The sequence below is a fragment of the Deinococcus aestuarii genome (assembly GCF_018863415.1).
Taxonomy (GTDB): domain Bacteria; phylum Deinococcota; class Deinococci; order Deinococcales; family Deinococcaceae; genus Deinococcus; species Deinococcus aestuarii.
Genome location: NZ_JAHKSN010000002.1, coordinates 347,188 through 370,204, shown reverse-complemented (window position 1 = coordinate 370,204; position 23,017 = coordinate 347,188). Strand labels below are relative to the sequence as shown.

Genomic DNA, 23,017 nt, shown 5'->3' with positions numbered 1-23,017 from the left:
AAGGTCCGGGCGGGTCGCTTCTCCGTCTCAGCGCGACGACGTTTCCGACTTCAGAGGCGGCACACGCAACCCCCCGCGCCCGTCCCAGCCCTTGAAGGCGTAGAAGCGGCCCGGCTCGCCCGTGCGCAGGTAGTCGCTCAGCGGCTCGCGCATGGGGGGCGACTCCAGCCTTTCGAGCGCCTCGTCGGGCGTGCAAAACCGCGCCTCCACGATGAAGCCGTCGGGGTCGGCGGGGTTGAGCAGCCCCTCCCAGGTCGCCTCGAAGGCGACGGCGATGGCCCGCTCGCCCCGGCGTTCGTCCTCGATGTGGACCGTGTACGCCATGTGCTTGATCCCGGTGAGCTTGAGGCCCGTCTCCTCGGCGATCTCTCGGTAGAGGGCCTCGAGCAGCGTCTCGCCCGACTCCACCACCCCGCCCGGCAGCGTGTAGCGCACCCGCCCGAGGCCCTGCCAGTCGTTCCCTACAAGGAGCACCCGCCCGAAGCGGTCGCGCAGCACCCCGGCGGCGACGAGAAGGTCACGCCGCCCCATATTGCCCGCCCCCGTCCGCGCCGCCCATCTCCAGCAGTTGCCGCTCGCGCTCGTCTCTCGCCAGGGCCGCCACGACGGGAGCGAGTCCCCCCGCCATCACGCCCTCCAGCGCGAAGTTCTTGACCTCGCCCTCCAGGCGGTGATCCGTCACCCGGTTTTGCGGGTAGTTGTAGGTGCGAATCTTCTCACTGCGTTCGCCCGTCCCGACCTGGGAGGCCCGCGTCTGGCGTTCCTGCTCCTCACGCGCGGCCCGCTCCCGCTCGGCGAGGCGCGAGGCGAGGACGAGGAGGGCCTTCTCACGGTTCTTGATCTGGCTTCTGCCGTCCTGGCACACGACCACGATCTCGTCCGGGGTCCCGGCGCGGTACACGGCGCGCACGGCGGAGTCGGTCGTGTTCACCCCCTGCCCGCCCGCCCCCTGGGAGCGGAACACGTCGATCCGCACCTCCGAGAGGTCGAGCTGCACCTCCCCCTGCTCGGCCTCGGGCAGCACGGCAACCGTCACCGTGCTCGTGTGGATGCGGCCCTGGGATTCGGTTGCGGGCACGCGCTGGACTCGGTGGACGCCCCGCTCCCACTTGAAGGCGCGGAAGGCGAAATCGCCCGTCACCTCGGCGACCACCTTGCTCGCGCCGCCCAGATCGCTCTCGGAGGCGTCGAGGACGTTGAGCTTCAGGCCGAGCCCTTCGGCGTAGCGGGTATACATCCGCAGCAGATCGACCGCGAAGAGGCCCGCCTCCGCCCCCCCCGCCCCCGCTCGCAATTCCAGGATCACGTCCTTGGCATCGTCGGGGTCGGTGGGGAGGAGCAGCACCTCCAGCTCGGCGTCGATCTCGGCGAGGCGGCCCGTCAGGGTCTCGACCTCGCCCGCCGCCAGCTCGCGCATGTCGGGGTCGGTGAGGAGGTCACGGGCACCTTCGAGGTCGCCGAGCACCGTCTCCCGCTCGCGGTGGAGGGTGACGAGCGGCAGGAGTTCGCGGTGGCGGCGGGTCAGGCGGGTGTATTCCCGACCGTCGGAGAGGGCCGCCGGGTCGCCCAGCGCCCGCTCGACCATGCCGAATTCGGAGGCCAGCTCCTCCAGGCGGCCTCCACGTCTGGCGTCCCTCACCACGGCGGACGCGACCAGAGAAAAAACGGGGTGGACACAGGCATCATGAACCCAGTCTAGCGCCCGCCCCGGCTAGACGACCGGAAGGCCCCCCCAATTTCCGCCTCGGTCTAACCCGCCCCCCGCCCGCCGCCGCGCCCGACGTTACATTCCGGGGGATGAGAACCGTCACGGTGGGCGTGCTGGGCTGCGGCACGGTGGGACAGGACGTGCTGCACCTCCTGAAGCGCCGCAAGGACATCTTCGACAACCTCGGCGTGCGGGTCGAGGTGGCGGGCGTGCTCGTGCGCGACACCGCCAGGGCGCGCACTGTTCCCGACGGCACACCGCTCACCACCGACCCCACCTTCCTTCAGGAGTGCGGCGTGGTGATCGAGGCGCTGGGGGGCATCGACTCCCCCCTCGCGCTGCTGCGGCCCTACCTGCGCTCGGACCGCCCGGTCATCACCGCCAACAAGGCCCTCCTCGCCGAGCGGTGGGAGGAACTGCGCGAGCATGCCCTAGACGGTCGTCTCTACTACGAGGCCAGTGTGATGGCGGGCACCCCGGTCATCGGCCCGATGAGCACCGTGTTGCGGGCGAGCACCTTCGTGCGGCTCCAGGCCGTGCTGAACGGCACCTGCAACTACATCCTCACCCAGATGGAGGGGGGCAAGACGTACGCGCAGGCGCTGGAGGAGGCCCAGGCGCTCGGCTACGCGGAGGACCCCCCCACCCTCGACGTCGGCGGCTTCGACACCGCCCACAAGCTCACGGTGCTCGCCCGCTTCTGCGCCGACGGGAACTTCCCCTACGAGGCCGTGCAGGTCCAGGGCATCGAGGGCGTGACGCTGGAGGAGGTGGCCGGGGCGCGGGCGGCGGGGCAGCGGATCAAGCTCGTCGCCGAACTCGCGCGGGATGGGGAGGGCTGGCACGCGCGTGTCGCCCCGCAGCGTCTCCCCGAGACCCATCCCCTCTGCACGGCGGGGGCGAACCGCAACGCGCTCGTGTACGAGGGGGAGGAGAGTGGCACCCTGATCTTCGCGGGAGGTGGGGCGGGGGGGATGGTCACCGCCTCGGCGATGGTGGGGGACCTGCTGGACTGGCTGATCGGGTTTCCGGGGCATGTGCCGCTGCATTGAGGAGGGTGAGGTCTTGAGGGGCGGGGCAACTTGCCACGGTTGGCCCCCACCCCCCAGCCCCCTCCCCCCCGAGGGGGCTGGGGGAGCGGCGCTGCGCTGGGCAAGGGCACACGGGTGGCGCGGGTGGTCGGGTTCTTCTGAACGCAAGGTCTGATCTTGTCGCGTCCCATCGGCTCGCCCACCGTCTCGCTGCGCGAGCAAGGCGGGGCCGTGGGCCTGGGGCATTTAGTCACTTCCAGGGGTGGGGCGTCCGGAGAGACGTTTTGAATAGCGCGAAGGCTTGAGCTTTTTTCTCCCTCTCCCCTTGCGGGAGAGGGTCGGGGTGAGGGGGCCCGCCCGCGACCCCAACGCCCCACCCAACCCCCGGCCCCAAAACGTCCTCCCAGTCGCTCGCAGCGGCATTCCCCCTACTTTCTGCTACACCCGGACCAGCACCACCGCTCCGCGCCCCGGAACCTCCACCTCGGTCTCCCCGCCCAGCTCGAAGGTTCGTCCGCTCAGCACGTCCCGGTAGGTGCCCGGCTGCACGCCCACCAGGGGAAGGCGGGCGCAGTCCTCGGCGCAGTTGAGGGCGACGTGGGCGTTTCCATCCCGGTGCCTGCGCGCGAAGGCGAGGTGGTCGCCCTGCGCGTGGGTGACCTCGAAGGTGCCGCGCCGCAGGGCCGCCGAAGCGTGGCGGGCGGCGGTGAGGGTGCGGGTGAGGTCGAGGGTCTGGCGGTCCCAGCTCTCCTCGCCCTGCCAGGGGAAGGCGCGGCGGCAGTCGGGGTCGGGGCCGCCGTGGAGGCCCACCTCGTCGCCGTAGTAGATGCAGGGGGCCCCCAGGTAGGTCATCTGGAAGACGGTGGCGAGGCGGTAGGCCGTCGCGTCCCCGCCCACCGCCGTCACGTAGCGGGCCGTGTCGTGCGAGTCCAGCAGGTTGAGCTGCGCGGCCACGATGTCGGGGTGGTAGAGGCGGGTCACCTCGGTCATGCGGCGGGCGAATCCGGCGGCGTCCATCGGCTCGACGCGGCCCGTGCCGCTGCGCTCGTTCATGGGGTGGTCAAGCGTGCGCCCGCCGAAAAAGGCGAGGCAGGGGCGGGTGAAGTGGTAGTTCATCACCGCGTCGAACTGGTCCCCGGCGAGCCAGCGGTGCGCGTCACCCCAGAGTTCGCCCACGATGTAGGCCTCGGGGTTGACCGCCTTGACCCGGCGGCGGAACTCGCGCCAGAACTCGTCGTCGTCGATCTCGTTGGGCACGTCGAGGCGCCAGCCGTCGATGCCGAAGCGCGTCCAGTGCTCGGCCACGTCCCACAGGAATTCGCGCACGGCGGGGTTATCGGTGTTGAACTTGGGCAGCGCCCGGTTGCCCCACCACGCGTGGTAGTTCGCGGGCTTCCTCTGGTGGTAGGCGTGGAGAGGCCAGCTCTCGACATGGAACCAGTCGCGGTACGCGCTCGCCTCGCCCTGCTCCAACAGATCGTTGAACTGGAAAAAGCCCCGGCTCGCGTGGTTGAACACGCCGTCGAGCACCACCCGGATACCCCGGGCGTGCGCCTCGCCCAGGAGGTGGCGCAGCGCCTCGTCACCGCCCAGCATGGGGTCTACCCGGAAATAGTCGTGGGTGTGGTAGCGGTGGTTCGAGGCCGACTGGAAGACCGGGCAGAAGTAGATCGCGTTGACGCCGAGCGCCCCGAGGTGGTCGAGGTGTTCGGCCACGCCCCACAGATCGCCGCCCATGTACCCGTGAAGCTGCGGCGGGCTGCCCCACGGCTGGAGACTCAGGCCCCGGACGCGGCCGCTGCGCGCGAAGCGGTCGGGGAAAATCTGGTAGAAAACGGCGTCCTTGACCCACTCGGGCGTGACGGAGGGCGACTCGGGGCGGCTCATCGCAGGGCAGGATAACGAGCGGGGCCGTACCGAAACGTCACAGGGAGGCGGGGCAAGATTAACCCTTTCCGGCCCGGGAGAGCACCAGCGCCCGCGCCTCACCGGGGGTGCGCACCTCGCCCAGCGCCTGCGCCTCCGCCACCTCCCGCAGCGCCCGACCGACGGCGGGACCCGGCCCGATCCCCAGCAGCGTCATCACGTCCTCGCCCGTCAGGAGGGGCGGGGGCGCGGCGGGCTGCTCCTCCAGCGCCGCGAGCACCCGGTCCATCTCTTCCGCATAGGCGTGCCGGATCGCGGGGTGGCTGTCGGGCCCCCGCGCCGCCTCGCGGTCGGCGAGCATCAGGCGCAGCAGGTCGGGCAACAGCGCCCGGCGACGGTGGACGAAGCGCCGGGCCTCGCGCTCCCCCGCCGGAAGCGGGGCCATGTGCGCCCGCACGAGGGCCGAAGCCCGCTCCACCTGCGCCGAGGGTAACCGCAGCCTCGTGAGAATCTGCCCGGTCAGCGCCGCGCCGATCTTGTCGTGCTCGTAGAAGGTGGTGCGGCCCGACCTCGGATTGGTGCCCCGCGCGCGCGGCTTGCCGACGTCGTGGAGGAGGGTGGCCCAGCGCAGGGTCAGGTCGGCGTCTGGAAAGCGCGCGAGGAGCTGGTGCAGCGCCTCTACGCCATGCCCGAACACGTCGAGGTGGTGAAAGCCGCCCTGCATCACGCCGATGCCCTCCCGCAGCTCGGGGATCGTCAGGGCGAGGAGGCCGAGGTCTTCCAGGCGCAGGAGGCCGCGCGCCGCGTCGGGGTGACCGAGGAGGGCGTGCATCTCCTCGCGCACCCGCTCGGGGGCGGGCATGGGGAGCCCTCCCGCCGCCAGCTCCGCCGCGACCGCCCGCACCTTGCCTTCCGTCGCCGCCTCCAGCCGGAAGGCCAGGGTGACCTCGAAGCGCGCGGCCCGCCACGCCCGCAACGGGTCCGCGCGCAGGTTCGCCGCCGAGACCATCCGCAGCCGCCGCGAGCGCAGGTCGGCCCGCCCGCCCGAGGGGTCGAGAACGTCTTGCCTCCCCGTTAGCGCGAGCGCGTTCACCGTGAAGTCGCGCCGCAGCAGGTCGTCCGTCACGTCCCCCGGCAGCGGCACGAAGTCGTGCTGCACCCCGTTCCCGGCGTGGACGCGCCAGTACCCGCGCTCCTCGTCGAGCGGGAAGGCCGAGCCTGCCAGCGCCGCCGCCAGCGCCCGCGCCGCGCCTTCCGGGTCGGGGGCGGCCCAGTCGAAATCTTTGGGCTCAACGCCGCGCAGCCAGTCGCGCGCCGCCCCCCCGACCAGCAGGGCACCCGGCGGAAAGGGGGGGAGGGGAGGGCGGCGGCGGAACATGGGGGACATGGTAGCGGGGCCACCTCGCCCTCGCGGCCCGGCGTGTTGGCCTATGCCTTGCCTCACCCTTTGGGCTCTGCTAGCCTGGTGGCGCTGGGGATTTAGCTCAGCGGGAGAGCATCCGCTTTGCAAGCGGAGGGTCTGGGGTTCGAATCCCCAAATCTCCACCAGTCGAAAGGCCGCGCCAGGAGCGCGGTTTTTCTTTTTGATCTTTTGACCTTCCGACATCCAACTTGGGGTCTATGACCAACCCGTGACCAACGTGCTCACTGTAGACGCGTGCCGCTCGCCTCTGCGGTTCCTGAATCGCGGGGTTTCAAGCCTTCCGAGTCTTGCAGGTATGCCTCCCCGCCCCAAGTGTAAATTTGAGCCCTACCCACCCAGACCGGAGGAAGGTCGCCCGGCTCATCAAGGGTCAGGACAACTTCGACGTCTCCCTGCCGCCTTATGCGACTGGCAACATTCAGGGGGTCACCAAATGCTTCGAAGTGCCACCCACTCCAGGGGTCTGCTGCCCACGGCCTCCCCTGAAAATAGCGGCCTTCCAGAACCACTCCTAGAACGCTGATCGAGCAAAACACTTGTGAGCCTGGCAGAGAGTCTTCCACTCCAGGATTTTAAGATGAGGTCAGTTCAATGACCGCGCCCGTATGGTTGTCAGCTCACTAAGGTTCACCGCCCACTCTTCATGCTCGCTCTGGTACACCGTCCGGTACACGTCCGCCGTGAAGGACGGGCGCGAGTGCCCCAGCTTCTCGCTGACCACCTCCAAGGGCACGCCACGGCGCAGCATCAGGGAAGCGTGCGTGTGGCGCAGGCCGTGTACCGTGACGGGCCTGATCTTCGCCTGTTCGCAGAGCTGCGCGAGGTAGCGGCCCAGGTTTTCCGGGTTCAGCCGTACGCCTGAGATGCCTGTGAAGACGTACCCGGTGTCTTCCCAGAGGCGCTTCCTCTGATACGTCTTCGCGTGCCCCTTGACCGGCCCGGCGCTCAACGCCTCGCGCTCGAAGGCTTGCAGGGCGGTCTGACGGCGCAGGCAGGCCAGCCCTTCGCCGGAGAGGTGCACGCGTCGCGCGCTTTTCGCGGTCTTGGGCGTGCTGACCTGAACCTCGCCGTTGATCGACACGAGATTTTCCCGGATGTGGACCATGCCCTTCTCCATGTCAACGTGCTCCCAACGCAGCCCGCACGCCTCGCCCCGGCGCAGGCCGGTGTGAAGCATGAACTCGAAGATCAGCCCCCAGCGGCTTGCCTGAAGCACGGGCAGCAGCGCCGCCACCTCTTCCGCCGTCAGGGCCTTCTCGACCGGCGCGGCCTCCCGGCGTACAGGGGTGGGTCGTACCACGGCGGTCGGGTCGCGCATGACGAGTTCCAGCCGTAGCGCCTCGGCAAAGGCCCCGTGCAAAACGTTGTGCACCTGGCGCTGCATGGAGTCGCCCAGCCCCTCGCCCGTGAGGTGGGTATACAGCGCTCGCAAGTCGGCGGGGCGCACGTCCTGAAGCCGCTTCCGGCCCAGTTGTGGCTTGATGTGCAACTCGACCAGCTTCTCATAGTTGTGCCGCGTCTTCGCGGCCAGGCCCGCTTCCTTGCCCTTCCGCCACCGCTCTAGCCACTCGCCCAGCGTCACGCGGTCCGGTGCCGCCACCCCGCCGCGCAGGTGGTCCGCCTGAGCCGTGGTCATGGCTTGAAATGCCGCCTTCTCGGTCGCTGCGGTCCCGCTCTTGCGGATCGGCGTCCCATCGGGCTTGATGCCCACCGTGATTCGCCAGCGGTACTTCCCGCTGGGCAACTCGTCGATGCTGCCGCGCCCGTTCCCGGCCTTGCGATCCTGCGCCTTCGCTCGCGCCACAGCCTCAACCTTCCTTCTTAGGTACGGCCACGAGTTCCAGACCCAATGCGTCAAGGATGCGCTGCCAGTTGTCCGGCACCTTCCCTACCTGTCCGCTGAGCAGCCGAGTGACGTTCGGTCGCTCGATCCCCGTCGCCTCGGCGAGCTGCTGGTGCGTGAGCCCCTGCGCCTTCATGGCCTCCCGCGCGCCCTGCCGTACCTTTTCGTTCATCCCGGTCATGGTATCACCCCTTGACACATGGTATCATATTTTTATACCATAACAAGACCAGAAAGGGACGCCTCAACCGCCAAGTTTCCGCGTCCCATCTGAGTTCAGCTCCAGCAGGAAGTGAACGTATGACACAGTACGCCAGCAGCACCGCCAAAGCTCCTCGCCCCAAGACCCGCACCTGGGCCACCGTGACGACCTACACCGCGCACGGCGAACACTGGGGCACCGCCCGGCACACCGTCACCCTGACCCGGGACGCGGCAGGCACCATGACCGCCGAAGTCAACGGGCAACCCGCCCCGCTCGCCCGCGCCGTGGGCATCCTCCAGGGTGCCGACACCGCCACCCTGACGCATGAGGCGTACCTGGGCGAGCCTGCCCCCATCGGGAAGCGCCGGGCGTGCGAGCTGCACCGCCTCATGGGCCAGATGGGCGTGCCCAGCCACGAGCACTACGGGTTCGCGGGAGCGGCGCTCGACCGCCCCGTCTACAGCCTCGCGGCCCTGACGGAAGCGGAAGCTCGCGCGGTGTCGCGCTTCCTGTGTGCCACTCATGGGAGGGCTGCCGTATGAGGGCAGTCCCCCTTCAGGGCACCTGCGCCCACTGCGAGAAGCCGGGCACGCTGTACTACCGCCGGGGTGAGTACAGCGATTACTTCTGCACCGAGCATCGCGCCGGATACGCGCTGACCTGCGCCGCCGGGGACGACCTCAAAACACTTCTCACGGAGGCCTGCCGCGCCTGGCTTGAGCAGTGGGGCCACCTGGAATACACACAGATTCACGCGCTCGATGAGGTCAGCAGCCTGGCCGAAGACGTGATGCAGGCCGCGCTCGACGAACGGAAGGAAACGGGGGGAACGGCATGATGGGGAACTCTTTGACCACACCGCCCCCACGGCCGGAGCGGTGTGATGCGTGCGGCAAGCCGGACGCCCTGCCCACGATCTACCGCCCCGGAGGGCTGGAATACCTCTGCCCGGCTTGCACCTCCCGCGCGGCCCTGCGTGACTCGGCAGGCGCACACCTACACGCGCTGCTCTGGCCCGCCGTGGAGACGTGGGCGCAGCACTGGCACGCGGCGGGGCTGAAGCCCGGTGACTTGGCCGCGCTGCTGGACCTCGAAGGCGGGTATTGGCATCCCCTCGGCGCTCTTGCCCGTGAGGGCGGCGCAGAGGACGCTGTGCGGGAGATGCTGGAGCCCAAGCGGGATTAACCATCCCAGTAGGTGAAAGAGCGGGCTGAGGCCCGCTCTTTTCGTCTTCAGCGTTCGTCCTCTTTCATGATGCTGGCAGCGGCAGCACGTGCTAGGGCCTCAATCTGCCGCTCAACATCGACCACATGCTCGGCCGCGTTGGGAGTGGGGTTGCCGTACTTCTCGATCAGCCGGTTGAGCGAAGCGCGGCGCTCGTCGCACCGCTGGCGAGTGACGGTGACGACAGGGGCAGGCTTTGAAGGCACACTCAGGAGTGCCCGCGCGATGCGGGCGCGGGCCTCGGGAGAGTTAATGTCGCTGCCGTCGCTCATGGAGACGGAGACGACACGCACCTCGGGCGCCTGAGTGCGCTTCTTTCTCGGGGTAGGATCGGTCGGTGCGAGCTGCTCGGCAAGCTTTCCCATAGTCCCTCCCTGTGCGCGCCGCTCTGGGCTTGCAGCGTACCGCCGAGGGGGGCACTCGGTCGGTGAAGGTATCTCGTGCGGCGCCTGTAAACTCCTGCCATGACGACCTCGACAGGCAAGCCCACGGTTGACGATCTCCTCTCCACCCTGCGGTTCAGCGAACCCGCCGACTGGCTGCACTTCGAGCGTGACCGCTCGCACACCTACAGCCTGGATCCCGCGCTCACACTGCACGAGGAACGAGAGGATGCCTTTCACGCGAGCTGGCTCTCGAACTTCCCCGATCCCAGTGGAACCAAGGTTATGGTGACGGTCCGCTACGGCGGCAGCCTGATCGGGGAGTTCGTCTTCGTGGAGGTGGACGGCGGGCGGGCCACCCTGCCCCTGCCCTCGCAGGGCAGCCTCCTCACCATCACCTACTTGCAACGCCGCATCGGGGAAATTATTAACCACAGCGCAGGGCGGCCCGAGAGCTACGCTGAAGCATTGGACAAGCTGGGCGTCCACATGATTTCAGGCGGGTAAGACGGGGGCAGGTCGCAGGCCAGGGGGAACTGAAAGTTGCAGCAGCTCATCAGGACGGCTTTTTTCGCGGGACACCGGACGTCCGCGCTGTGCTGACGCTACACGCTGTCAGGGCCGCCCGCGAGATACTGGCCGTCCTCGACACCTACGGGCAGGGCCGGCAGGCGGGGGCAGGGGCAGCCGCATAAGCCCAACCCCCAAGCGCAGCACGTGGCCCCACGTCCTCCGGTGAGGGAGGACGTGGGGCCGCCTTTGCATGCTGTCAAAAGACAACACTCAGATGACAATTGCTAACGCTTAGGCAAGGTCGAGCAACTGGCGCAGGTGCTTGAGCAGGAGGGGCGCAAGAGGGCCAGTTGCCCCCCTCTCCGCAGCCGCCAACGCCTCAGCGGGAGGGAGCACGCGCCCATACCGGGTGAAGATGATGCCCACGTGCCCCGGCAGGCAGGCTGTGGGCGTGCGGGCTGCCTCGACAGCCTTCCTCACCTCAGGGTGGTGCAGGAGTCGCCAGCCAGTCGTGCGCTCGTTTTTGGGCGAGTAGCCCGCCGCCCGGGCCGCTCGGGTGGCGTTGCCTGTGGCAAGGTACTCGCGGAGGAAGTGCTGTTGTTTGGGCGAGAGCGGGCGCGTGCTGTTGGCGAGGGTGCGAGCAGGCATCAGGCTACCCCGTACTTCTTGGCGAGCATCCGCCGCGTCTCTGGCTTCAGGCTTGCCCAGTAGGCCGCCGCCCGGGTGTGCTGTTGATGGGGGCTCAGCCGTCGCCACGCTTCCGGGGCGCAGTCAGGCGGGCGCTGTGCGTTGGTCCGCTGTACCTGTCTCGCTGCTCTGGCCTGCTGCTGCGCGGGCCTCTCGCCTACTCCCCGGTAGAACATCACCACGGCTCACCCCCCCATCCGGGCGAGGGTAGGCCACGCCGAGAGGGTCAGCAGCTCCGGCCCAGCGGACGGCACCCGCCGGGCGAGGCTAACCAGAAGGCGCGCGTCCTGGGCGTCCACCTCTCCGGCGAAGGCCTCGACGGCGGCCATGACCTGACGCCGCACCTCGCCCACGGGGGCGGCGCGAGTCTGGGCGAGCACGTCGGCGGCCTGCTGAGTGGTGAACTCGCCCAGGCTCACCGCACCGTCACGCAGGGCGAGGGCGAGGCGGCGCTGCGCTGCGGCGTGCTCGCCCGTCAGGCCCTCCAGCCGGGGCAACACGTCCGCGAGGTAGCGCTCGACCTCATCGGCGAGAGCGCTGTGTTCCGCTTCCAGGCGGGCCACCTCGGCCCGCGCCCCCCGCGCCAGCGCCACGGTGTCCGCGTGACGGTGGGCGGCCTCTAGCTCCTCGACCAAGGCGCGAGCGTTCGCCACGTCCTGAAGGTGTTGTTCCAGCATCCCGCGCGCTGCGTCCCACCTGGTCTGCTGCTTCACCACGTCGGCGAAGGTCGCGCGCTCGGCACGGGCCTCTCGGCGTAGGCGCTCCAGTTCGGCAGTCTGCTGGGCAAGGTTGGCTTCCAGTTTGCCGGTGTCGCCGTCGAGGCTCGCCGCGTCGATGCGGGCTTGGGCGAGCTGCTCGGCGAGGGTCACAGCTTGCCCTCACTGCGAGCCTTCTCGATAGCCCGGTCTACGGCTTCCTCTAGCTCGCCCTGCCGAGCGCGGGCCTGCTCGGCGCGCTGCGCTTCCTCCTCAGCCTGGAAGCGGGCGCGGTCACCCGGGTTCAACTCGGGCTGGTGGCCCGCCAGCACGTCACGGCGCATAGCTTCGGCGAAGGTCAGGTCATCGTCTGGCATAGGGCGAGGGTACGCAGAGCGGCTGGAACGCTGCGGACGTTCCGGCCCCTCCAGACATTCCGGTCCGACTAGCCCAGCGCCTCAACCCAGCGCAAGGGCAGGCCGTGACGCGAGCCCAGGTCGGCAAGGGCCGCAGCGGGCACCAGCCGCGCTCCACAGCGCCCCGTCGGCTGGACATAGGGCAGGGTGCCCCGGTCGAGCCACGTCTTCACGCGCCGCTCGCTGAAGCCGAGCACCCGTGCCACCTGTCCGACCTTGAGCAGCGAGGGGACGCCCGGAGGGACGACCGGGGAAGTCATGTCGCGCCCCCGAATGTCTCCCAGGCCTCGTCGAGGGCCTCCTCGACCGCGTGCCCCTCGGCAAGGCGGAAGTAATGGACCGCGCCGCGCTTCTCCACATGGGCCAACCCCCGGCTGACCAGATCGTCGAGGGCGGCGCGCAGGGTGGCACGGCCCGGCATCTCGCCTTGCCCGAGCAGTCGCTCCTCGATGCCCGTGACCCGCTGCTCGGCGAGGGAGAGACACAGCAGGACGCGCCCCGCTGGGTAGCGCCTGCCCGTCACGCCCTCACCTGCCAGCCCTGCCCGCTGTGCGCCCCGCAGCCGTGGTGAGACGGGGTCAGGACCAGCGCGGTGGGGCTGCCGTCTGCCCAGCCGTGAGCGGCCCGGCCCAGCGGACACATCCCGTCCCCATAGGCGTCCGGCCCCTGCCAGCGGGCGCAGCAGCCGCAGTGTCCGGGCTCAGCCGCGAGGCGGTCCACGTCAAGGCGCCCGTCAGGGAGGCGGCCCTCCTCGACCTGGCGCAGCAGTGCGGCCCGGTGCTCGCGCATCGCCTCGACCAGCTCGCGGGGCGGACGCGCGTCTGCGGAGGGGCGCAGCTTCCCCTCTGCCGTGACCGCGAGGCTGACGCCGTGGCGTACCAGTTCCCGGCGCAGCTCGACCAGCCTCACAGCTCATCCTCCCAGCCCGCAGCGCTTGACACTTTGACACTTTTGACGCCTGTTCCCAATTCTTCTAAGGAGTCATTTTTTAAGGGGGGGCTCTCCCGAGAAGAATTGGGAATTGACCCCGAAAGTGTCAAAGTGTCAAAGTCCCCACCGGCGCCCGCGCTGCCCCAGCCGGGGAACAGGCGTGCAGTTTTCAGCCTCCACACACGGTTTTTTCCGTTGCTGCCCTTGTGCAGGCCCACGGCAGCGCAGGCCGCATACCACGCGCGCTGCCCCACAGGCCGGGCGCCCTCGGCTTCACACCACTTCTCGTACTCCTGCCGGAACTCGGCCGTTCCTACGCCCAGGCTGAGGGAAGAGAGGTCACGGCTGGCCCAGAACTCGCGCAGGGGGTCGACATCTGCCCAGAAGCCCGCCGTGGCGTCTGCCGTGACTGGCGCGCGGTACACGTTCCTCTCCCGAAGAACCCTGCCGAGCCCCTCAACGGCCCAGGGCGTGAAGCCCTGCACAAGTGCTGAGGTCGGGTCCTGGCGCATCGCCTCGATGCGCGCCCCGCCCAGAAGGCGCGGCAGACCTGGCACCTCCAGCGGGTGCAGGAACGGCAGGGCAAGTACGCGATCTTTCAGAGCCTCGTCGTATGCCTCGACCCGGGGCGCATCGTTCGCCACCATCAGCAGGACGTGACGCGGAGCCGCTGTGAACGGCTCGCTGAACAGGAAGCGCACAGGCAGGCGGTCCCCGCCGCTGAGGGTCTTCAGCAGCTCGGCGTCCAGCCGCGCGTTCCCCGCCTCGGCGCAGAAGGCCGCCCGCTTGCCCCACACGGCCGCCCCCAGGCGCTCCCGCGCGCTGTCCGCAGCGAACAGTTTTGTATCGAGGCTTGCCGCCATGTCGCCCAGCACCGTCCCCAGCAACTCGGCGAAGGTGCTCTTCCCGGTCCCCTTCGGCCCGTAGAGCCACGGCAACAGCCGCAGCGTGCTTGAACCGCTGAGGACGTACCCGGCCACGTCCTGAAGCGTCCGGGCCAGCTCGGCGTCCCCCCCGGTGATCCGGTCGAGCACCTCCTGCCACACACCCCGGTCGGCGTCGGCGTGGTACTCGACCGGGGAGAGCGTCAGCATGTGATCCTCGCGGCGGTGCTCGCGCATCTGCCCGTGATCCCACACGCCGTTCTGGAAGCCCAGCACCCAGGGGCGGGGCTCGAAGAGGGCGTGATCCACCATCAGCAGCGGGCGGGCGTTCTCCAGCACCGCCTTCTGCTTGCTGCGGCTCTCGACGGCTTTTTGCGCCCGCACATGCCGCCAGGCCGCCCGCTCCATCGCCTGAATGTCCATCTCGCGCGAGCCCTTGAAGGGCGCCAACACACCGCGCAGGGCGAACAGCCGCGCGACCTCCGGCCCCATGATCCCGCTGAGCTTCTGCGAGAGCCCCTGGGCCATCAGGTCGCCTTCGCCGTCCCCCTTGCGCCCGGCGCCCATGCGCCACTGCCGCCCGTCGAAGGCAAGCCACCCGCCCAGCTTGCCCGTGTACCGGAGGTCACCCCCGGCCAACTCGGCGAGGCGGTAGGCGTGGGCGGTGTCGGTATCCGGGGCAGTCACCGGCCAGCGGTTCAGGCCCAGCAGGTCCAACATTTGCCGGTCGCTGTACTCGGCCCGGTCCTCAGCTACCCAGTGTTCCGCTTCGGGGATGTCCGCAGCCTGGGGCAGCTCACCCAGGTTCATCCCCCCGGCGAGCTTCTCAACCCGCTCGGCGTCCTTCCGCCTGGGCAGGTCCGGCACCGTGAACCCGACCTCTCGCAGGTAGGGCAGCCCGCGCCGGGCCTCCGCGCCGCCCGTCTCGACGTTCTCAGCCCAGCGGTCAACTTCTTCCGCCCACTCCTGCACCGTGCGCGAGCCGTCAGCGCACCACCGGGTGAAGACTTCAGGCGTCTTCAGCCCCTCGACCATCCCAGCGAGGTCGCCCGCTCGCTGCCCCATGTTCAGGAAGGCGGCCAGTGCATCGTGCCGGGCGGCTGGGGCGTGCTCGCGCGCAGCCTCTAGCAGCAGGGGCACCGCTTCGGGCAGCAGGTCCCCGCTGCTCCCCGCTGCGGGCGCAGCAGCAGGCATGGTGGGCCGGGCGCGCTCAGCGTGCTCCTGGGCCAGGGCGCACAGCCGCTCGGCGGGGTTGGGCGTGATCCACTCGCCCAGCTCGTCTACCGGGATGGGCTGGCCTTCGTCCGTCTCAAGGTAGGTGCGCCCCAGGTAGGGCCGCTCCCCCTTGAGGGCGCGGCTGTAAGGCGTGATGATCCACCGGCCCCGGGCATCGTCGCCCATCGGGTACGTCTCGACCTTCGGCAGCTCAGCGTGGTGTGCAATCTCGCGCAGCGCGGCCCGCATGACGCCATAAGGCAGGCGCTCGTCTGCCCAGAGCCAGATGTGCCAACCCTTGCCGCTGCGACTGCGCTCCGGGTAGGCGTTCAGGTTCAGCCCGGCGCACGTCTCCAGCACAGCCCGACGCGCGTCGTCGAGTCCCTTGCCGGGGAAGTCCTTCCCGTCAAGGTCAATCGCGCCCACAAGCGTCCCGTCTTCGTACCCGGGCAGGTAGCCCAGGGCGTTCCCCGCGACCTTACCCTTTGCGCCCAGGTGCGTGTCGAGCGCCTGGAGGGTGACCGGGGCGCCTTCCTTCGTCTCGACCTTCTTCTTCCCGGTCTGCGGGTCGCGCCCCAGCACCCGCCCATGCTTCACGGGATTGGGTGGGAAGAACCGGGCGAATGTCTCGACCGTCTCGACGTGAGACCCGCTCATGCCGACGCTCCCCGCGCCGCCCCTCCGCGCCACTGGGCCGCGAGTGCCTCGGCCTCCCGCTTGGCCTCCATCAACCCAGCACGGTCGAAGGCGGCGGCCTTGCAGCGGATTCCCGACGACACGAACGCCACAGCGACAAAGAGCGGGCGGGGGTCACCCTCGCCGAGCAGGTCGCACTCGCCCTCGATGTAGGGCCGGGTGTAGCTGCGCGCCTGGGGGTTCTTCTTGAAGTAGGCGCGGTCGAGTGCCTGGGCCTGCTTTGCCCCTTTCAGGACGCTGCACCCCCCTGATACGCTGTCCCCAGCGCCCGCCCGCGCTGCCTGCCCCCCGCCGTCCTGCACACGGCGGGGCATCAGTTTGCCCCCGTGCTCTGGGCTGCGGTGTACGCCTCCAGCGCCTCTCGGGAGATGCGGATGACCTTCGCGCCGATCTTCACGGCACGTAGCCGCCCGGCGCGAATCTCTTTGTAGACCAGCGAGGGGTGTACGCCTAGGTAGGCGGCAGCGTCGGGAACGCTGAGGTAGGCGGCAATAGGCGAGGATGCGCCCCGTTCTTCATGGTTGATCGTGGTCAAGGGAAAGCACCTTCCAACTTCACCCACCGAGGGGGTGGGGCAGAACTTCAGCCGGAGCGAAGCTCTTAGTTGGTCGGCGCGTTCGGTTGGATTTGGGGCCGGTGCTCGATGGGGCGCGGCCTCTTCAGGCGGGCGGGTCGCTCAGGCGAGATGGGCCGCGCTGTCAGCCGCTCTAGCTCGGCTTCCACCCGCCGTGCCTCTGCCTGGGACTCAGCACCCGTTAGGCCAGCCTCTAGCCCTTCCTGGCGCTTCAAAGCTCGCCACAGGTGCCGGTGCTGTCGCCTGTGGAAGAGGTCGAAGGCGAAGGCATTCAGGAGTGCCCTCGCCTGGGTCTCATCGATAGCGCCCAGGCGGTCGGCCAGTTCTGCCGTTGAGACCTCGCGCCCGCGTTGGAGTTGGACCGCATACCAGCGGATCACGGCAGCATTACGGGCGCGCTGCTCAGCTAGAACCTGCGCCGCTTCCCGCTCCATGTCTTCCCACTCGTTTTCTGTGCAGCGTGGTCGCCATCCGCTCAGCCCAGCCGCTACCGGGTGCAGGTCCAACGCCCAGACCCACCGGCCAAGAGATTCTTCGCTGAGTCGGTCGCTGCGCCACTCGCGCTCCAGCTTGCGGCGCAGGTGCTTCTCACGGGGCTCGCCCGCTCCAAAATCGGAGTACCCGTCAGCTAACTGCCGACGGCGCTTCCGAATACTGGCGCGAACCTGCATGTATCAAAAGATAACACAAGAACCTCTCGCTATCTACCGCGATGTGAGCGCACCGGGGCATGACCAACGTGACCAACCCGTGACCAACTCACCTGTACACGTCTATTATCTAGCGCGTATGAGACGGGGTGGGGAAGAGGTAGAAAGGCTCGCCCAGAGGGCCAAATTCAGAAGACCCGTGCTTATGCGTTGCCATGCGTAAAAAACGGTTGGGCCAGTTTGCAAGCGGAGGGTCTGGGGTTCGAATCCCCAAATCTCCACCAGTCGAAAGGCCGCGCCAGGAGCGCGGTTTTTCTTTTGTTTGGTGGAGGGGCGCAGCTTTGCGACCGCCCGAAAAGTAAGATGGACCATGCTTCAAAGGTGTCTGTACTGCGGAGGGGAGTTCGATGCTCCCCCACAAGAAGTTGATAGAGGTAACGGCAAGTTCTGCTCCACGGCTTGTTCGGCCAGGCATCAATGGCGCGACCGGCAAGAGAAGGAGCCGAACTGTAGCTGTGCCTTCTGTGGTACGCCGCTTTACCGCATCAAATCCAAACAACTAGCCAGCAGAAGCGGGCTGATCTTCTGCGACAGGAAAGGTAAGGAGAGGGCGCAGACCCGGGCAGTCAAACTGTTGGAAGTAGGCTGCTACAAGGATGGGAGAGGCAGTCACCGGAGCATTGCCCTGAGAGACCGTGAGGCCAAATGCGAACTTTGCGGTTACGATGCCGTTCCCGAGGTGTTGGAGGTTCATCACGTGGACCGCGACCGCAGTAACAACCACCCCAGCAATCTGCAACTCCTGTGCCCAACTTGTCACACGGTTCAGCACTTCATCACCAGGACGGGGAAGTCCACTCCCAGGCGGGTTTCCTCGCTCCGGTGCGGCGAGTGCGCTCGGAGGTGGGATCGGCGCCTCTCCTGCCGCCCCGGTGTTGACGCTCCCCCGAACCGAACGCCAGGCCACAGCCGCCCGACCACACCGCCGGGGCAAGCCCACCGAACCCAGGAGACGACATGACCGACGCCCTTTGGGCCCAGCCCCACCACGACGGCTCGCCGCTGTACGTTCCCGAACCCAGTCCCCGCCTCGGGGGCCGGGCCGACGTCTTCCTGCGGGTGCCGCACGCCTCGGACGTGAAGAGCGCCTGGGTGCGTGTCCTCGTGGACGGCGAGCCCGAGCTGGTGCGCGCCACCGTGGACCGGAGGGACGGGCAGGGCACCTGGCTGCGCGTCAGCCTCCCCGTCGGCAACCCGGTGGTGAGCTACCGCTGGCTCCTCGACGGCGGCCCGCACCACTACCAGTGGCTGAACGGCAGCGGGCTGCACGGTCACGACGTCGCCGACGCCGCCGACTTCCGGCTGAGCACGTCCGACCCGCCCGCCCCGTGGGCGACGGGCACGATGTACCAGATTTTCCCGGACCGTTTCGCCAAGTCGCAGGACCGCCCCGCCCCCGCCTGGGCCCAACCCGCCGCCTGGGACGACCCGGTGATCGGCGAGGGGCCCGACACGCCGCGCCAGCTCTACGGCGGGGACCTGGACGGCATCACCGCGCACCTCGACCACATCGCGTCGCTGGGGGTGGGGACGATCTACCTGACGCCCTTCTTCCCCGCCGAGTCGAACCACCGCTACAACGCCTCGACCTTCAGCCGCGTCGATCCCCTCCTCGGCGGCGACGAGGCGATGGCGAGGCTCGCCGACGCCGCACACGCTCGGGGCCTCCGCCTGATGGGCGACCTTACGACCAACCACTGCGGGGACACGCACGAGTGGTTCCAGGCCGCGCTGGCCGATCCCCGCTCCCCGGAGAGGGAGTTTTTCTTCTTCACCGACTATCCCGGCCGCTACGACGCGTGGTGGGGGATGCGGGAGATGCCGATCTTCGACCACCGCAGCCCCGAGCTGCGCCGCCGCCTCTACGACGGCCCGGACTCCGTTGTCGCGCGCTGGCTCGGACCGCACGCGCTGGACGCCTGGCGGATCGACGTCGCCAACATGACGGGGATTCACGGGGAGATCGACCTCAGCCGCAGGGTCGCCACCACCATCCGCCGCACGATGGCGGGGGTGACGCCCGAGTCTTTCCTTCAGGCCGAGTCCAACCACGACGCGGGGCGCGACCTTCTCGGGGACGGCTACCAGGGCACCATGAACTACGCGGCGTTCACGCGCCCGCTGTGGCAGTGGCTCCTCCCGCCGCAGGCCCGGCCCTACGAGCACGGCAAGTACCCGCTGCTGCCCAACCTCCCCGGCCCTCTCGTCGTGGGGGCGATGCGCTCCCTCTCCGGGGTCACCCCCTGGCAGGCCACCCTGCACGCGATGAACCTGATCGGCTCGCACGACACGCACCGGGTCGCGTCCCTCCTCGGGGACGAGCGGCTGGTGGACGTGGCCTTCGGGATGCTCGCCGCCTACCCCGGCGTGCCGATGATCTATTCCGGCGACGAGATCGGCCTGAGGGCGATGGGACCGGAATATGCCCGCCTCCCGATGCCGTGGGAACATCCGGAGCGGTGGGACGAACGGAGGCTCGCCCTGACCCGCGCCCTGTTCACCACCCGTGCCGGGAGCGTCGCCCTCCAGCGCGGCGGCCTGAGGTGGCTGTCGGTTGCCGACGACGCGCTGACCTTCCTGCGCGAGGCGCCCGGCGAGACCGTCCTCGTCCATGCCGCGCGTGCGGACCATTCCTCCGTCCGGCTCCCGGCGCAGGTCGTGGGGTCCGAACTCGCGGGGCTCGCCGGGACCGCCGACCTCCGGGCCGAGACGGACGGGTGGGTCACGCTGCCCAGTAAGGGACCGGCCTTCGGGATGTGGCGGCTTCAGGGCGTCTAGGAGCCGCTAGCCTTCGTCCGCACGCACCTCGATGCCCCGCAGCAGCAGCGCGGCGAAGGTCTGCGCCACCTCCTGCGGGCCGAGGCTTCCCTCGGGCTTGAACCAGTTGGGGAGCCAGTTCGCCCCCGAGAGCGCGAGGACGGCGGTCAGCTTGACATCGGTGTCCGGCACGAACTGCCCCGCCCCCACCCCCTCCCGGATGATGTCGCGGAACACCCGCTCCACCGCGTCGCGCCGCGCCTTGACCTGCGCCTGCCGCTCGGGGGGCAGTTGCCGCCACTCGCTGAACAGCACCGTCGCGTATTCCAAATTACGGGTGACGACCTCCGTGTACGCCGTCAGCGCGGAACGCAGCCGCTCGGAGGGGGAGAGGGACGCCTCCCCGGCCGGGCGCAGCGCCTCGTCGAACTCGTCGGCGATACGGGTGACGATGCCCCACAGCAGCTCCTCCTTGCCCTCGATGTGCGAGTAGAGGCTGCCCGCCTTGATGCCCAGCGCAGCGGCGATGTCGCGCATGGAGGTGGAGCGGTACCCGACCTCCGAGAACAGCCGGGCCGCCGTGCGGTAAATCTGCTCCTTGCGTTCGGAGGAAGGGCCGGGGGCCGTCGTCATCTCCCGCGCAGGGTAGCAGGTGGGACGGGCCCGACAGGTACCGGGCAGACGGATTTGACGCCGCCCCTCCACTTTCCTATAATTGCCTAACTACTGTTAGTTTGACACCCGCAAGCCGCCCTCGCCGCCCCAGCCAGGAGGATTCCCATGACGACGAACATGGACAGTGCCATGACGGAGACCGCCGAGCAGCACGCCGCCTTCGAGGCCCGAATCCAGCGCGGCGAGAAGATCGAGCCCGGCGACTGGATGCCTGCCGAGTACCGCCGCCAACTGATCCGCATGATCTCCCAACACGCCCACTCCGAGGTCGTGGGGATGCTGCCGGAGGGCGAGTGGATCACCCGCGCGCCCTCTCTTAAGCGCAAGACCATCCTGATCGCCAAGGTGCAGGACGAGGCGGGGCACGGCCAGTACCTCTACCACGCCGCCGAGACGCTGGGCGCGACCCGCGAGGAGATGTTGGACGCCCTGCTGAGCGGCAAGGCGAAGTATTCGAGCATCTTCAACTACCCCACCCACACCTGGGCCGACGTGGGCATGATCGGCTGGCTGGTGGACGGGGCGGCGATCAAGAACCAGACGATGCTCGCCGGGTGCTCCTACGGGCCCTACTCGCGGGCGATGGTCCGCATCTGCTCGGAGGAGACCTTCCACCACAAGCAGGGCAAGGAGATGATCGTCACCTACGCGCAGGGCACGCCCGAGCAGCGGCGGATGGCGCAGGACGCCCTGAACCGCTGGTGGTGGCCCGCCCTGATGATGCTCGGCCCGCACGACGCCGACAGCACGAACACGGGCGCTCTGGCAAAGTGGGGCATCAAGCTCAAGACGAACGACGAGGTGCGGCAGGAGTTCATCAACGAGCACGTCCCCGAGTTGCTGGAGGCGGGCCTGACCATCCCCGACCCCGACCTGCACCAGGACGCGGACGGCAACTGGCGGCACGGGCCGATCAACTGGGACGAGTTCTGGGCGGTCATCAAGGGCCAGCAGGGGCTGAACAAAGAGCGCCTCGGTGCCCGCCAGAAGGCCCACGAGGACGGCGCCTGGGTGCGCGAGGCCATGCAGGCGTACGCGGCGCGGCAGGTGGCGCAGGCGGCGGACTGAACGGGATGGGGACCGCGAGGAGACACTAGGCTGTCCCTCGCGGTCCACCTTTCAGAGAGGTGAACGAGATGACCACACCCCACCCCGACACCCAATGGCCCCGCTGGGAGGTCTTCAAGCAGGACGCGCCGAACCGGCCCTGGCAGGCGGTGGGGAGCGTCCACGCGGGAGACCCCGACCACGCCCTACTCACCGCCCGTAACGTCTTCGCGCGCCGTCCCTCCGCCGTGAGTCTCTGGACGGTGCGCGAATCCGATATTCTGACGGCCACCGCGGAAGAAGTTGCGGCCCGGCCCGAGGTGCTGGAAACCCCCGGCGAGGCGGGCACTTACCACCTGGGCCTCAAGCGGACGCACAAACGTTCTATGACCTTCGTCGATCTGGTGGGCACGCTGGAGGCGAGTGGCCCCGGCGACGCGCTGCGGCAGGCGCGGGAGGCACACCCGGACGCGCTGACCTGGCTCGTCTTCCCCGAATCCGTCGTGGTCCGCACGAGCGACGATCCGGGCACCGTGGAGAGCTGGTTCGCCCCCGCCAAGGACAAGACGTACAAGCAGCAGCAGTATTACGGGGTGATCGGGCGGCACGTCGGCGAACTCAAGCGCGAGGGCAAGATGCCGGGGCGCGTGAACGAGGAACCCCACGTCGGCGACCATAAGGTCTACGACCACCCGCATGACAGGGCGCCGAAGGTGCAGCGATGACAGGGAATGGTCAGCCATCAGCCCTGAGCAGTCAGCAGGAGACGCTCACGCCCGAGCTTCGGGCCGTGTTGATCCGCAAGCTCACCGCCCTCGCCGACGACGAGATCATCCTGGCGCACCGAGACGGCGAGTGGACCGGGCACGCGCCGATCCTCGAAGAGGACATCGCCCTCGCCAACATCGCGCAGGACGAGTTGGGGCACGCCTCGCTTTACCTCGACCTGCGGGGCAGGCTCGACGGCTCCGACCCCGACCGCCTCGCCTTCTTCCGGGACGCGGGCGAGTTCACGAACGTCCGCCTCGTGGAACTGCCGAAGGGGGACTGGGCCTTCACGATGCTGCGCCAATTCCTCTTCGACGCCTACGAGGCGCTGTGGCTGGACGCGGCGCGGGGAAGCACCTACGCCCCGCTCGCCGAGGTCGCCGCAAAGGCCGTGCGCGAGGAGAGGTTCCACCTCCAGCACGCCGCCCTGTGGGTGGAACGCCTCGCCCTCGGCACCGAGGAGAGCCGCCGCCGCACGCAGAACGCGCTGGATGAGCTGTGGCCCCACGTCGCCCAACTGTTCGCCCCGGTGCCCGGTGAGGCGGAGCTGGTGGCCGCCGGAATCGTCCCCGACCTGGGGGAAGTCTGCACCCGCTGGGAGGGCTTCGTGGTGCCTCACCTCACTGGGAAGTGTGGCCTTCTCCTGCCGATGACCCTGGCCGATGCGGCGGAAGGGCGGGACGTGCACACCGAACACCTCGCCCCCCTCCTCGCCGAGATGCAGGGCGTGGCGCGGCAGCACGCGAACGCGGAGGTGTGGTGATCCC

General features: G+C 69.0%; 28 protein-coding genes and 1 tRNA gene. 11 read left to right on the top strand and 18 right to left on the bottom strand.

What is annotated here, in order from left to right; translation table 11 throughout:
- Positions 1-27 precede the first annotated feature (27 nt).
- Together IC605_RS04965 and prfA are read right to left on the bottom strand one after the other, a co-directional pair.
- A complete protein-coding gene (locus IC605_RS04965; protein WP_102127072.1) occupies positions 28-531 on the bottom strand; it encodes an NUDIX hydrolase in 504 nt (167 codons plus the stop codon).
- A complete protein-coding gene (prfA, locus tag IC605_RS04960) occupies positions 518-1,639 on the bottom strand; it encodes a peptide chain release factor 1 (protein ID WP_343216507.1) in 1,122 nt (373 codons plus the stop codon). The genes IC605_RS04965 and prfA overlap by 14 nt, the downstream gene beginning before the upstream one ends.
- Positions 1,640-1,797: 158 nt before the next feature.
- Here prfA and IC605_RS04955 point away from each other — a divergent pair, with 158 nt between their 5' ends.
- Positions 1,798-2,760 (top strand): homoserine dehydrogenase, encoded by a 963-nt coding sequence (locus tag IC605_RS04955; protein ID WP_216319782.1) that lies wholly within the window; start codon positions 1,798-1,800, stop codon positions 2,758-2,760.
- 417 nt (positions 2,761-3,177) lie between these two features.
- On the opposite strand, the gene IC605_RS04950 is transcribed toward IC605_RS04955, so the two are convergent.
- Positions 3,178-4,626 (bottom strand): glycoside hydrolase family 13 protein, encoded by a 1,449-nt coding sequence (locus IC605_RS04950; RefSeq protein ID WP_216319781.1) that lies wholly within the window; start codon positions 4,624-4,626, stop codon positions 3,178-3,180.
- A gap of 58 nt (positions 4,627-4,684) precedes the next feature.
- The gene (locus tag IC605_RS04945; protein WP_216319780.1) at positions 4,685-5,983 is read right to left on the bottom strand and encodes an HD domain-containing protein; all 1,299 of its coding nucleotides are present in this window, start codon (positions 5,981-5,983) and stop codon (positions 4,685-4,687) included.
- A 95-nt stretch (positions 5,984-6,078) separates the two neighbouring features.
- Here IC605_RS04945 and IC605_RS04940 point away from each other — a divergent pair.
- Positions 6,079-6,153 (top strand) — tRNA-Ala (locus IC605_RS04940).
- 458 nt (positions 6,154-6,611) lie between these two features.
- Here the strand turns inward: IC605_RS04940 and IC605_RS04935 are convergent.
- Positions 6,612-7,832, bottom strand: coding sequence for a tyrosine-type recombinase/integrase (locus IC605_RS04935; RefSeq protein ID WP_216319776.1), 1,221 nt, complete (start codon positions 7,830-7,832; stop codon positions 6,612-6,614).
- Between the two features lie 4 nt (positions 7,833-7,836).
- On the bottom strand, positions 7,837-8,043 hold the full coding sequence (locus IC605_RS04930; protein ID WP_246580382.1) for a helix-turn-helix domain-containing protein: 207 nt from the start codon (positions 8,041-8,043) through the stop codon (positions 7,837-7,839).
- Positions 8,044-8,171: 128 nt separating this feature from the next.
- Between IC605_RS04930 and IC605_RS04925 the strand changes: the two genes are divergently transcribed.
- Genes IC605_RS04925 through IC605_RS04915 form a run of 3 tightly spaced genes read left to right on the top strand, consistent with a single transcriptional unit; the run spans position 8,172 to position 9,261 of the window.
- Positions 8,172-8,618, top strand: coding sequence for a hypothetical protein (locus tag IC605_RS04925; RefSeq protein WP_216319769.1), 447 nt, complete (start codon positions 8,172-8,174; stop codon positions 8,616-8,618).
- A complete protein-coding gene (locus tag IC605_RS04920) occupies positions 8,615-8,914 on the top strand; it encodes a hypothetical protein (protein WP_216319766.1) in 300 nt (99 codons plus the stop codon). The genes IC605_RS04925 and IC605_RS04920 overlap by 4 nt, the downstream gene beginning before the upstream one ends.
- A gap of 11 nt (positions 8,915-8,925) precedes the next feature.
- Complete coding sequence (locus IC605_RS04915) at positions 8,926-9,261, top strand: hypothetical protein (RefSeq protein ID WP_216319764.1); 336 nt, start codon at positions 8,926-8,928, stop codon at positions 9,259-9,261.
- Positions 9,262-9,308: 47 nt separating this feature from the next.
- Here IC605_RS04915 and IC605_RS04910 read toward each other — a convergent pair whose 3' ends face one another.
- Positions 9,309-9,665 (bottom strand): hypothetical protein, encoded by a 357-nt coding sequence (locus IC605_RS04910; RefSeq protein ID WP_216319761.1) that lies wholly within the window; start codon positions 9,663-9,665, stop codon positions 9,309-9,311.
- A 99-nt stretch (positions 9,666-9,764) separates the two neighbouring features.
- On the opposite strand from IC605_RS04910, the gene IC605_RS04905 reads away from it, so the two are divergent.
- Positions 9,765-10,190: a hypothetical protein gene (locus tag IC605_RS04905; RefSeq protein WP_216319758.1), complete on the top strand. Its 426-nt coding sequence runs from the start codon at positions 9,765-9,767 to the stop codon at positions 10,188-10,190.
- A gap of 297 nt (positions 10,191-10,487) precedes the next feature.
- On the opposite strand, the gene IC605_RS04900 is transcribed toward IC605_RS04905, so the two are convergent.
- From IC605_RS04900 to IC605_RS04855, 10 genes are all read right to left on the bottom strand, one after another.
- Complete coding sequence (locus IC605_RS04900; RefSeq protein ID WP_216319755.1) at positions 10,488-10,844, bottom strand: terminase small subunit; 357 nt, start codon at positions 10,842-10,844, stop codon at positions 10,488-10,490.
- A 224-nt stretch (positions 10,845-11,068) separates the two neighbouring features.
- On the bottom strand, positions 11,069-11,752 hold the full coding sequence (locus tag IC605_RS04895; RefSeq protein ID WP_216319753.1) for a hypothetical protein: 684 nt from the start codon (positions 11,750-11,752) through the stop codon (positions 11,069-11,071).
- Entirely contained in the window at positions 11,749-11,955 is a 207-nt protein-coding gene (locus IC605_RS04890) for a hypothetical protein (RefSeq protein ID WP_216319751.1), read from the bottom strand. The genes IC605_RS04895 and IC605_RS04890 overlap by 4 nt, the downstream gene beginning before the upstream one ends.
- A 68-nt stretch (positions 11,956-12,023) precedes the next feature.
- Positions 12,024-12,254, bottom strand: coding sequence for a helix-turn-helix domain-containing protein (locus IC605_RS04885; RefSeq protein WP_216319748.1), 231 nt, complete (start codon positions 12,252-12,254; stop codon positions 12,024-12,026).
- Entirely contained in the window at positions 12,251-12,517 is a 267-nt protein-coding gene (locus IC605_RS04880; protein WP_216319745.1) for a hypothetical protein, read from the bottom strand. Before IC605_RS04880 ends, IC605_RS04885 begins: the two co-directional genes overlap by 4 nt.
- Positions 12,514-12,903 (bottom strand): hypothetical protein, encoded by a 390-nt coding sequence (locus tag IC605_RS04875; protein WP_216319742.1) that lies wholly within the window; start codon positions 12,901-12,903, stop codon positions 12,514-12,516. Before IC605_RS04875 ends, IC605_RS04880 begins: the two co-directional genes overlap by 4 nt.
- Positions 12,900-15,680 carry a DNA primase family protein gene (locus IC605_RS04870; protein WP_216319740.1) on the bottom strand — a complete coding sequence of 927 codons (2,781 nt, stop codon included), beginning with the start codon at positions 15,678-15,680 and terminating at the stop codon, positions 12,900-12,902. The genes IC605_RS04875 and IC605_RS04870 overlap by 4 nt, the downstream gene beginning before the upstream one ends.
- Complete coding sequence (locus IC605_RS04865; protein ID WP_216319738.1) at positions 15,677-16,033, bottom strand: hypothetical protein; 357 nt, start codon at positions 16,031-16,033, stop codon at positions 15,677-15,679. The genes IC605_RS04870 and IC605_RS04865 overlap by 4 nt, the downstream gene beginning before the upstream one ends.
- Positions 16,033-16,254: a helix-turn-helix domain-containing protein gene (locus IC605_RS04860; RefSeq protein ID WP_216319736.1), complete on the bottom strand. Its 222-nt coding sequence runs from the start codon at positions 16,252-16,254 to the stop codon at positions 16,033-16,035. The genes IC605_RS04865 and IC605_RS04860 overlap by 1 nt, the downstream gene beginning before the upstream one ends.
- Before the next feature lie 65 nt (positions 16,255-16,319).
- On the bottom strand, positions 16,320-16,964 hold the full coding sequence (locus IC605_RS04855; protein WP_216319734.1) for a hypothetical protein: 645 nt from the start codon (positions 16,962-16,964) through the stop codon (positions 16,320-16,322).
- 349 nt (positions 16,965-17,313) lie between these two features.
- Between IC605_RS04855 and IC605_RS25535 the strand changes: the two genes are divergently transcribed.
- Positions 17,314-17,964, top strand: coding sequence for an HNH endonuclease signature motif containing protein (locus IC605_RS25535; protein ID WP_216319732.1), 651 nt, complete (start codon positions 17,314-17,316; stop codon positions 17,962-17,964).
- The gene (locus tag IC605_RS04845; protein ID WP_216319731.1) at positions 17,961-19,781 is read left to right on the top strand and encodes a glycoside hydrolase family 13 protein; all 1,821 of its coding nucleotides are present in this window, start codon (positions 17,961-17,963) and stop codon (positions 19,779-19,781) included. The genes IC605_RS25535 and IC605_RS04845 overlap by 4 nt, the downstream gene beginning before the upstream one ends.
- Before the next feature lie 6 nt (positions 19,782-19,787).
- Here the strand turns inward: IC605_RS04845 and IC605_RS04840 are convergent, their stop codons facing one another.
- On the bottom strand, positions 19,788-20,393 hold the full coding sequence (locus tag IC605_RS04840) for a TetR/AcrR family transcriptional regulator (RefSeq protein WP_216319729.1): 606 nt from the start codon (positions 20,391-20,393) through the stop codon (positions 19,788-19,790).
- Positions 20,394-20,540: 147 nt separating this feature from the next.
- Between IC605_RS04840 and paaA the strand changes: the two genes are divergently transcribed.
- The 3 genes from paaA to paaC all read left to right on the top strand — a co-directional run bounded on the left by paaA (position 20,541) and on the right by paaC (position 23,013).
- On the top strand, positions 20,541-21,503 hold the full coding sequence (gene paaA / locus IC605_RS04835) for a 1,2-phenylacetyl-CoA epoxidase subunit PaaA (protein ID WP_216319726.1): 963 nt from the start codon (positions 20,541-20,543) through the stop codon (positions 21,501-21,503).
- A 68-nt stretch (positions 21,504-21,571) separates the two neighbouring features.
- Positions 21,572-22,207 carry a phenylacetic acid degradation protein gene (locus IC605_RS04830; RefSeq protein ID WP_216319723.1) on the top strand — a complete coding sequence of 212 codons (636 nt, stop codon included), beginning with the start codon at positions 21,572-21,574 and terminating at the stop codon, positions 22,205-22,207.
- Complete coding sequence (paaC, locus tag IC605_RS04825; RefSeq protein WP_216319719.1) at positions 22,204-23,013, top strand: 1,2-phenylacetyl-CoA epoxidase subunit PaaC; 810 nt, start codon at positions 22,204-22,206, stop codon at positions 23,011-23,013. Before IC605_RS04830 ends, paaC begins: the two co-directional genes overlap by 4 nt.
- Positions 23,014-23,017: the final 4 nt, after the last annotated feature.

Bases quoted from the DNA above. Each gene is read 5' to 3' on its own strand.
- IC605_RS04965 (WP_102127072.1), bottom strand. From the start codon at position 531: ATGGGGCGGCGTGACCTTCTCGTCGCCGCCGGGGTGCTGCGCGACCGC.
- IC605_RS04955 (WP_216319782.1), top strand. From the start codon at position 1,798: ATGAGAACCGTCACGGTGGGCGTGCTGGGCTGCGGCACGGTGGGACAG.
- IC605_RS04950 (WP_216319781.1), bottom strand. From the start codon at position 4,626: ATGAGCCGCCCCGAGTCGCCCTCCGTCACGCCCGAGTGGGTCAAGGAC.
- IC605_RS04945 (WP_216319780.1), bottom strand. From the start codon at position 5,983: ATGTTCCGCCGCCGCCCTCCCCTCCCCCCCTTTCCGCCGGGTGCCCTG.
- IC605_RS04930 (WP_246580382.1), bottom strand. From the start codon at position 8,043: ATGAACGAAAAGGTACGGCAGGGCGCGCGGGAGGCCATGAAGGCGCAG.
- IC605_RS04925 (WP_216319769.1), top strand. From the start codon at position 8,172: ATGACACAGTACGCCAGCAGCACCGCCAAAGCTCCTCGCCCCAAGACC.
- IC605_RS04920 (WP_216319766.1), top strand. From the start codon at position 8,615: ATGAGGGCAGTCCCCCTTCAGGGCACCTGCGCCCACTGCGAGAAGCCG.
- IC605_RS04910 (WP_216319761.1), bottom strand. From the start codon at position 9,665: ATGGGAAAGCTTGCCGAGCAGCTCGCACCGACCGATCCTACCCCGAGA.
- IC605_RS04905 (WP_216319758.1), top strand. From the start codon at position 9,765: ATGACGACCTCGACAGGCAAGCCCACGGTTGACGATCTCCTCTCCACC.
- IC605_RS04900 (WP_216319755.1), bottom strand. From the start codon at position 10,844: ATGCCTGCTCGCACCCTCGCCAACAGCACGCGCCCGCTCTCGCCCAAA.
- IC605_RS04890 (WP_216319751.1), bottom strand. From the start codon at position 11,955: ATGCCAGACGATGACCTGACCTTCGCCGAAGCTATGCGCCGTGACGTG.
- IC605_RS04885 (WP_216319748.1), bottom strand. From the start codon at position 12,254: ATGACTTCCCCGGTCGTCCCTCCGGGCGTCCCCTCGCTGCTCAAGGTC.
- IC605_RS04870 (WP_216319740.1), bottom strand. From the start codon at position 15,680: ATGAGCGGGTCTCACGTCGAGACGGTCGAGACATTCGCCCGGTTCTTC.
- IC605_RS04865 (WP_216319738.1), bottom strand. From the start codon at position 16,033: ATGCCCCGCCGTGTGCAGGACGGCGGGGGGCAGGCAGCGCGGGCGGGC.
- IC605_RS04855 (WP_216319734.1), bottom strand. From the start codon at position 16,964: ATGCAGGTTCGCGCCAGTATTCGGAAGCGCCGTCGGCAGTTAGCTGAC.
- IC605_RS25535 (WP_216319732.1), top strand. From the start codon at position 17,314: ATGCTTCAAAGGTGTCTGTACTGCGGAGGGGAGTTCGATGCTCCCCCA.
- IC605_RS04845 (WP_216319731.1), top strand. From the start codon at position 17,961: ATGACCGACGCCCTTTGGGCCCAGCCCCACCACGACGGCTCGCCGCTG.
- IC605_RS04840 (WP_216319729.1), bottom strand. From the start codon at position 20,393: ATGACGACGGCCCCCGGCCCTTCCTCCGAACGCAAGGAGCAGATTTAC.
- paaA (WP_216319726.1), top strand. From the start codon at position 20,541: ATGACGACGAACATGGACAGTGCCATGACGGAGACCGCCGAGCAGCAC.
- IC605_RS04830 (WP_216319723.1), top strand. From the start codon at position 21,572: ATGACCACACCCCACCCCGACACCCAATGGCCCCGCTGGGAGGTCTTC.
- paaC (WP_216319719.1), top strand. From the start codon at position 22,204: ATGACAGGGAATGGTCAGCCATCAGCCCTGAGCAGTCAGCAGGAGACG.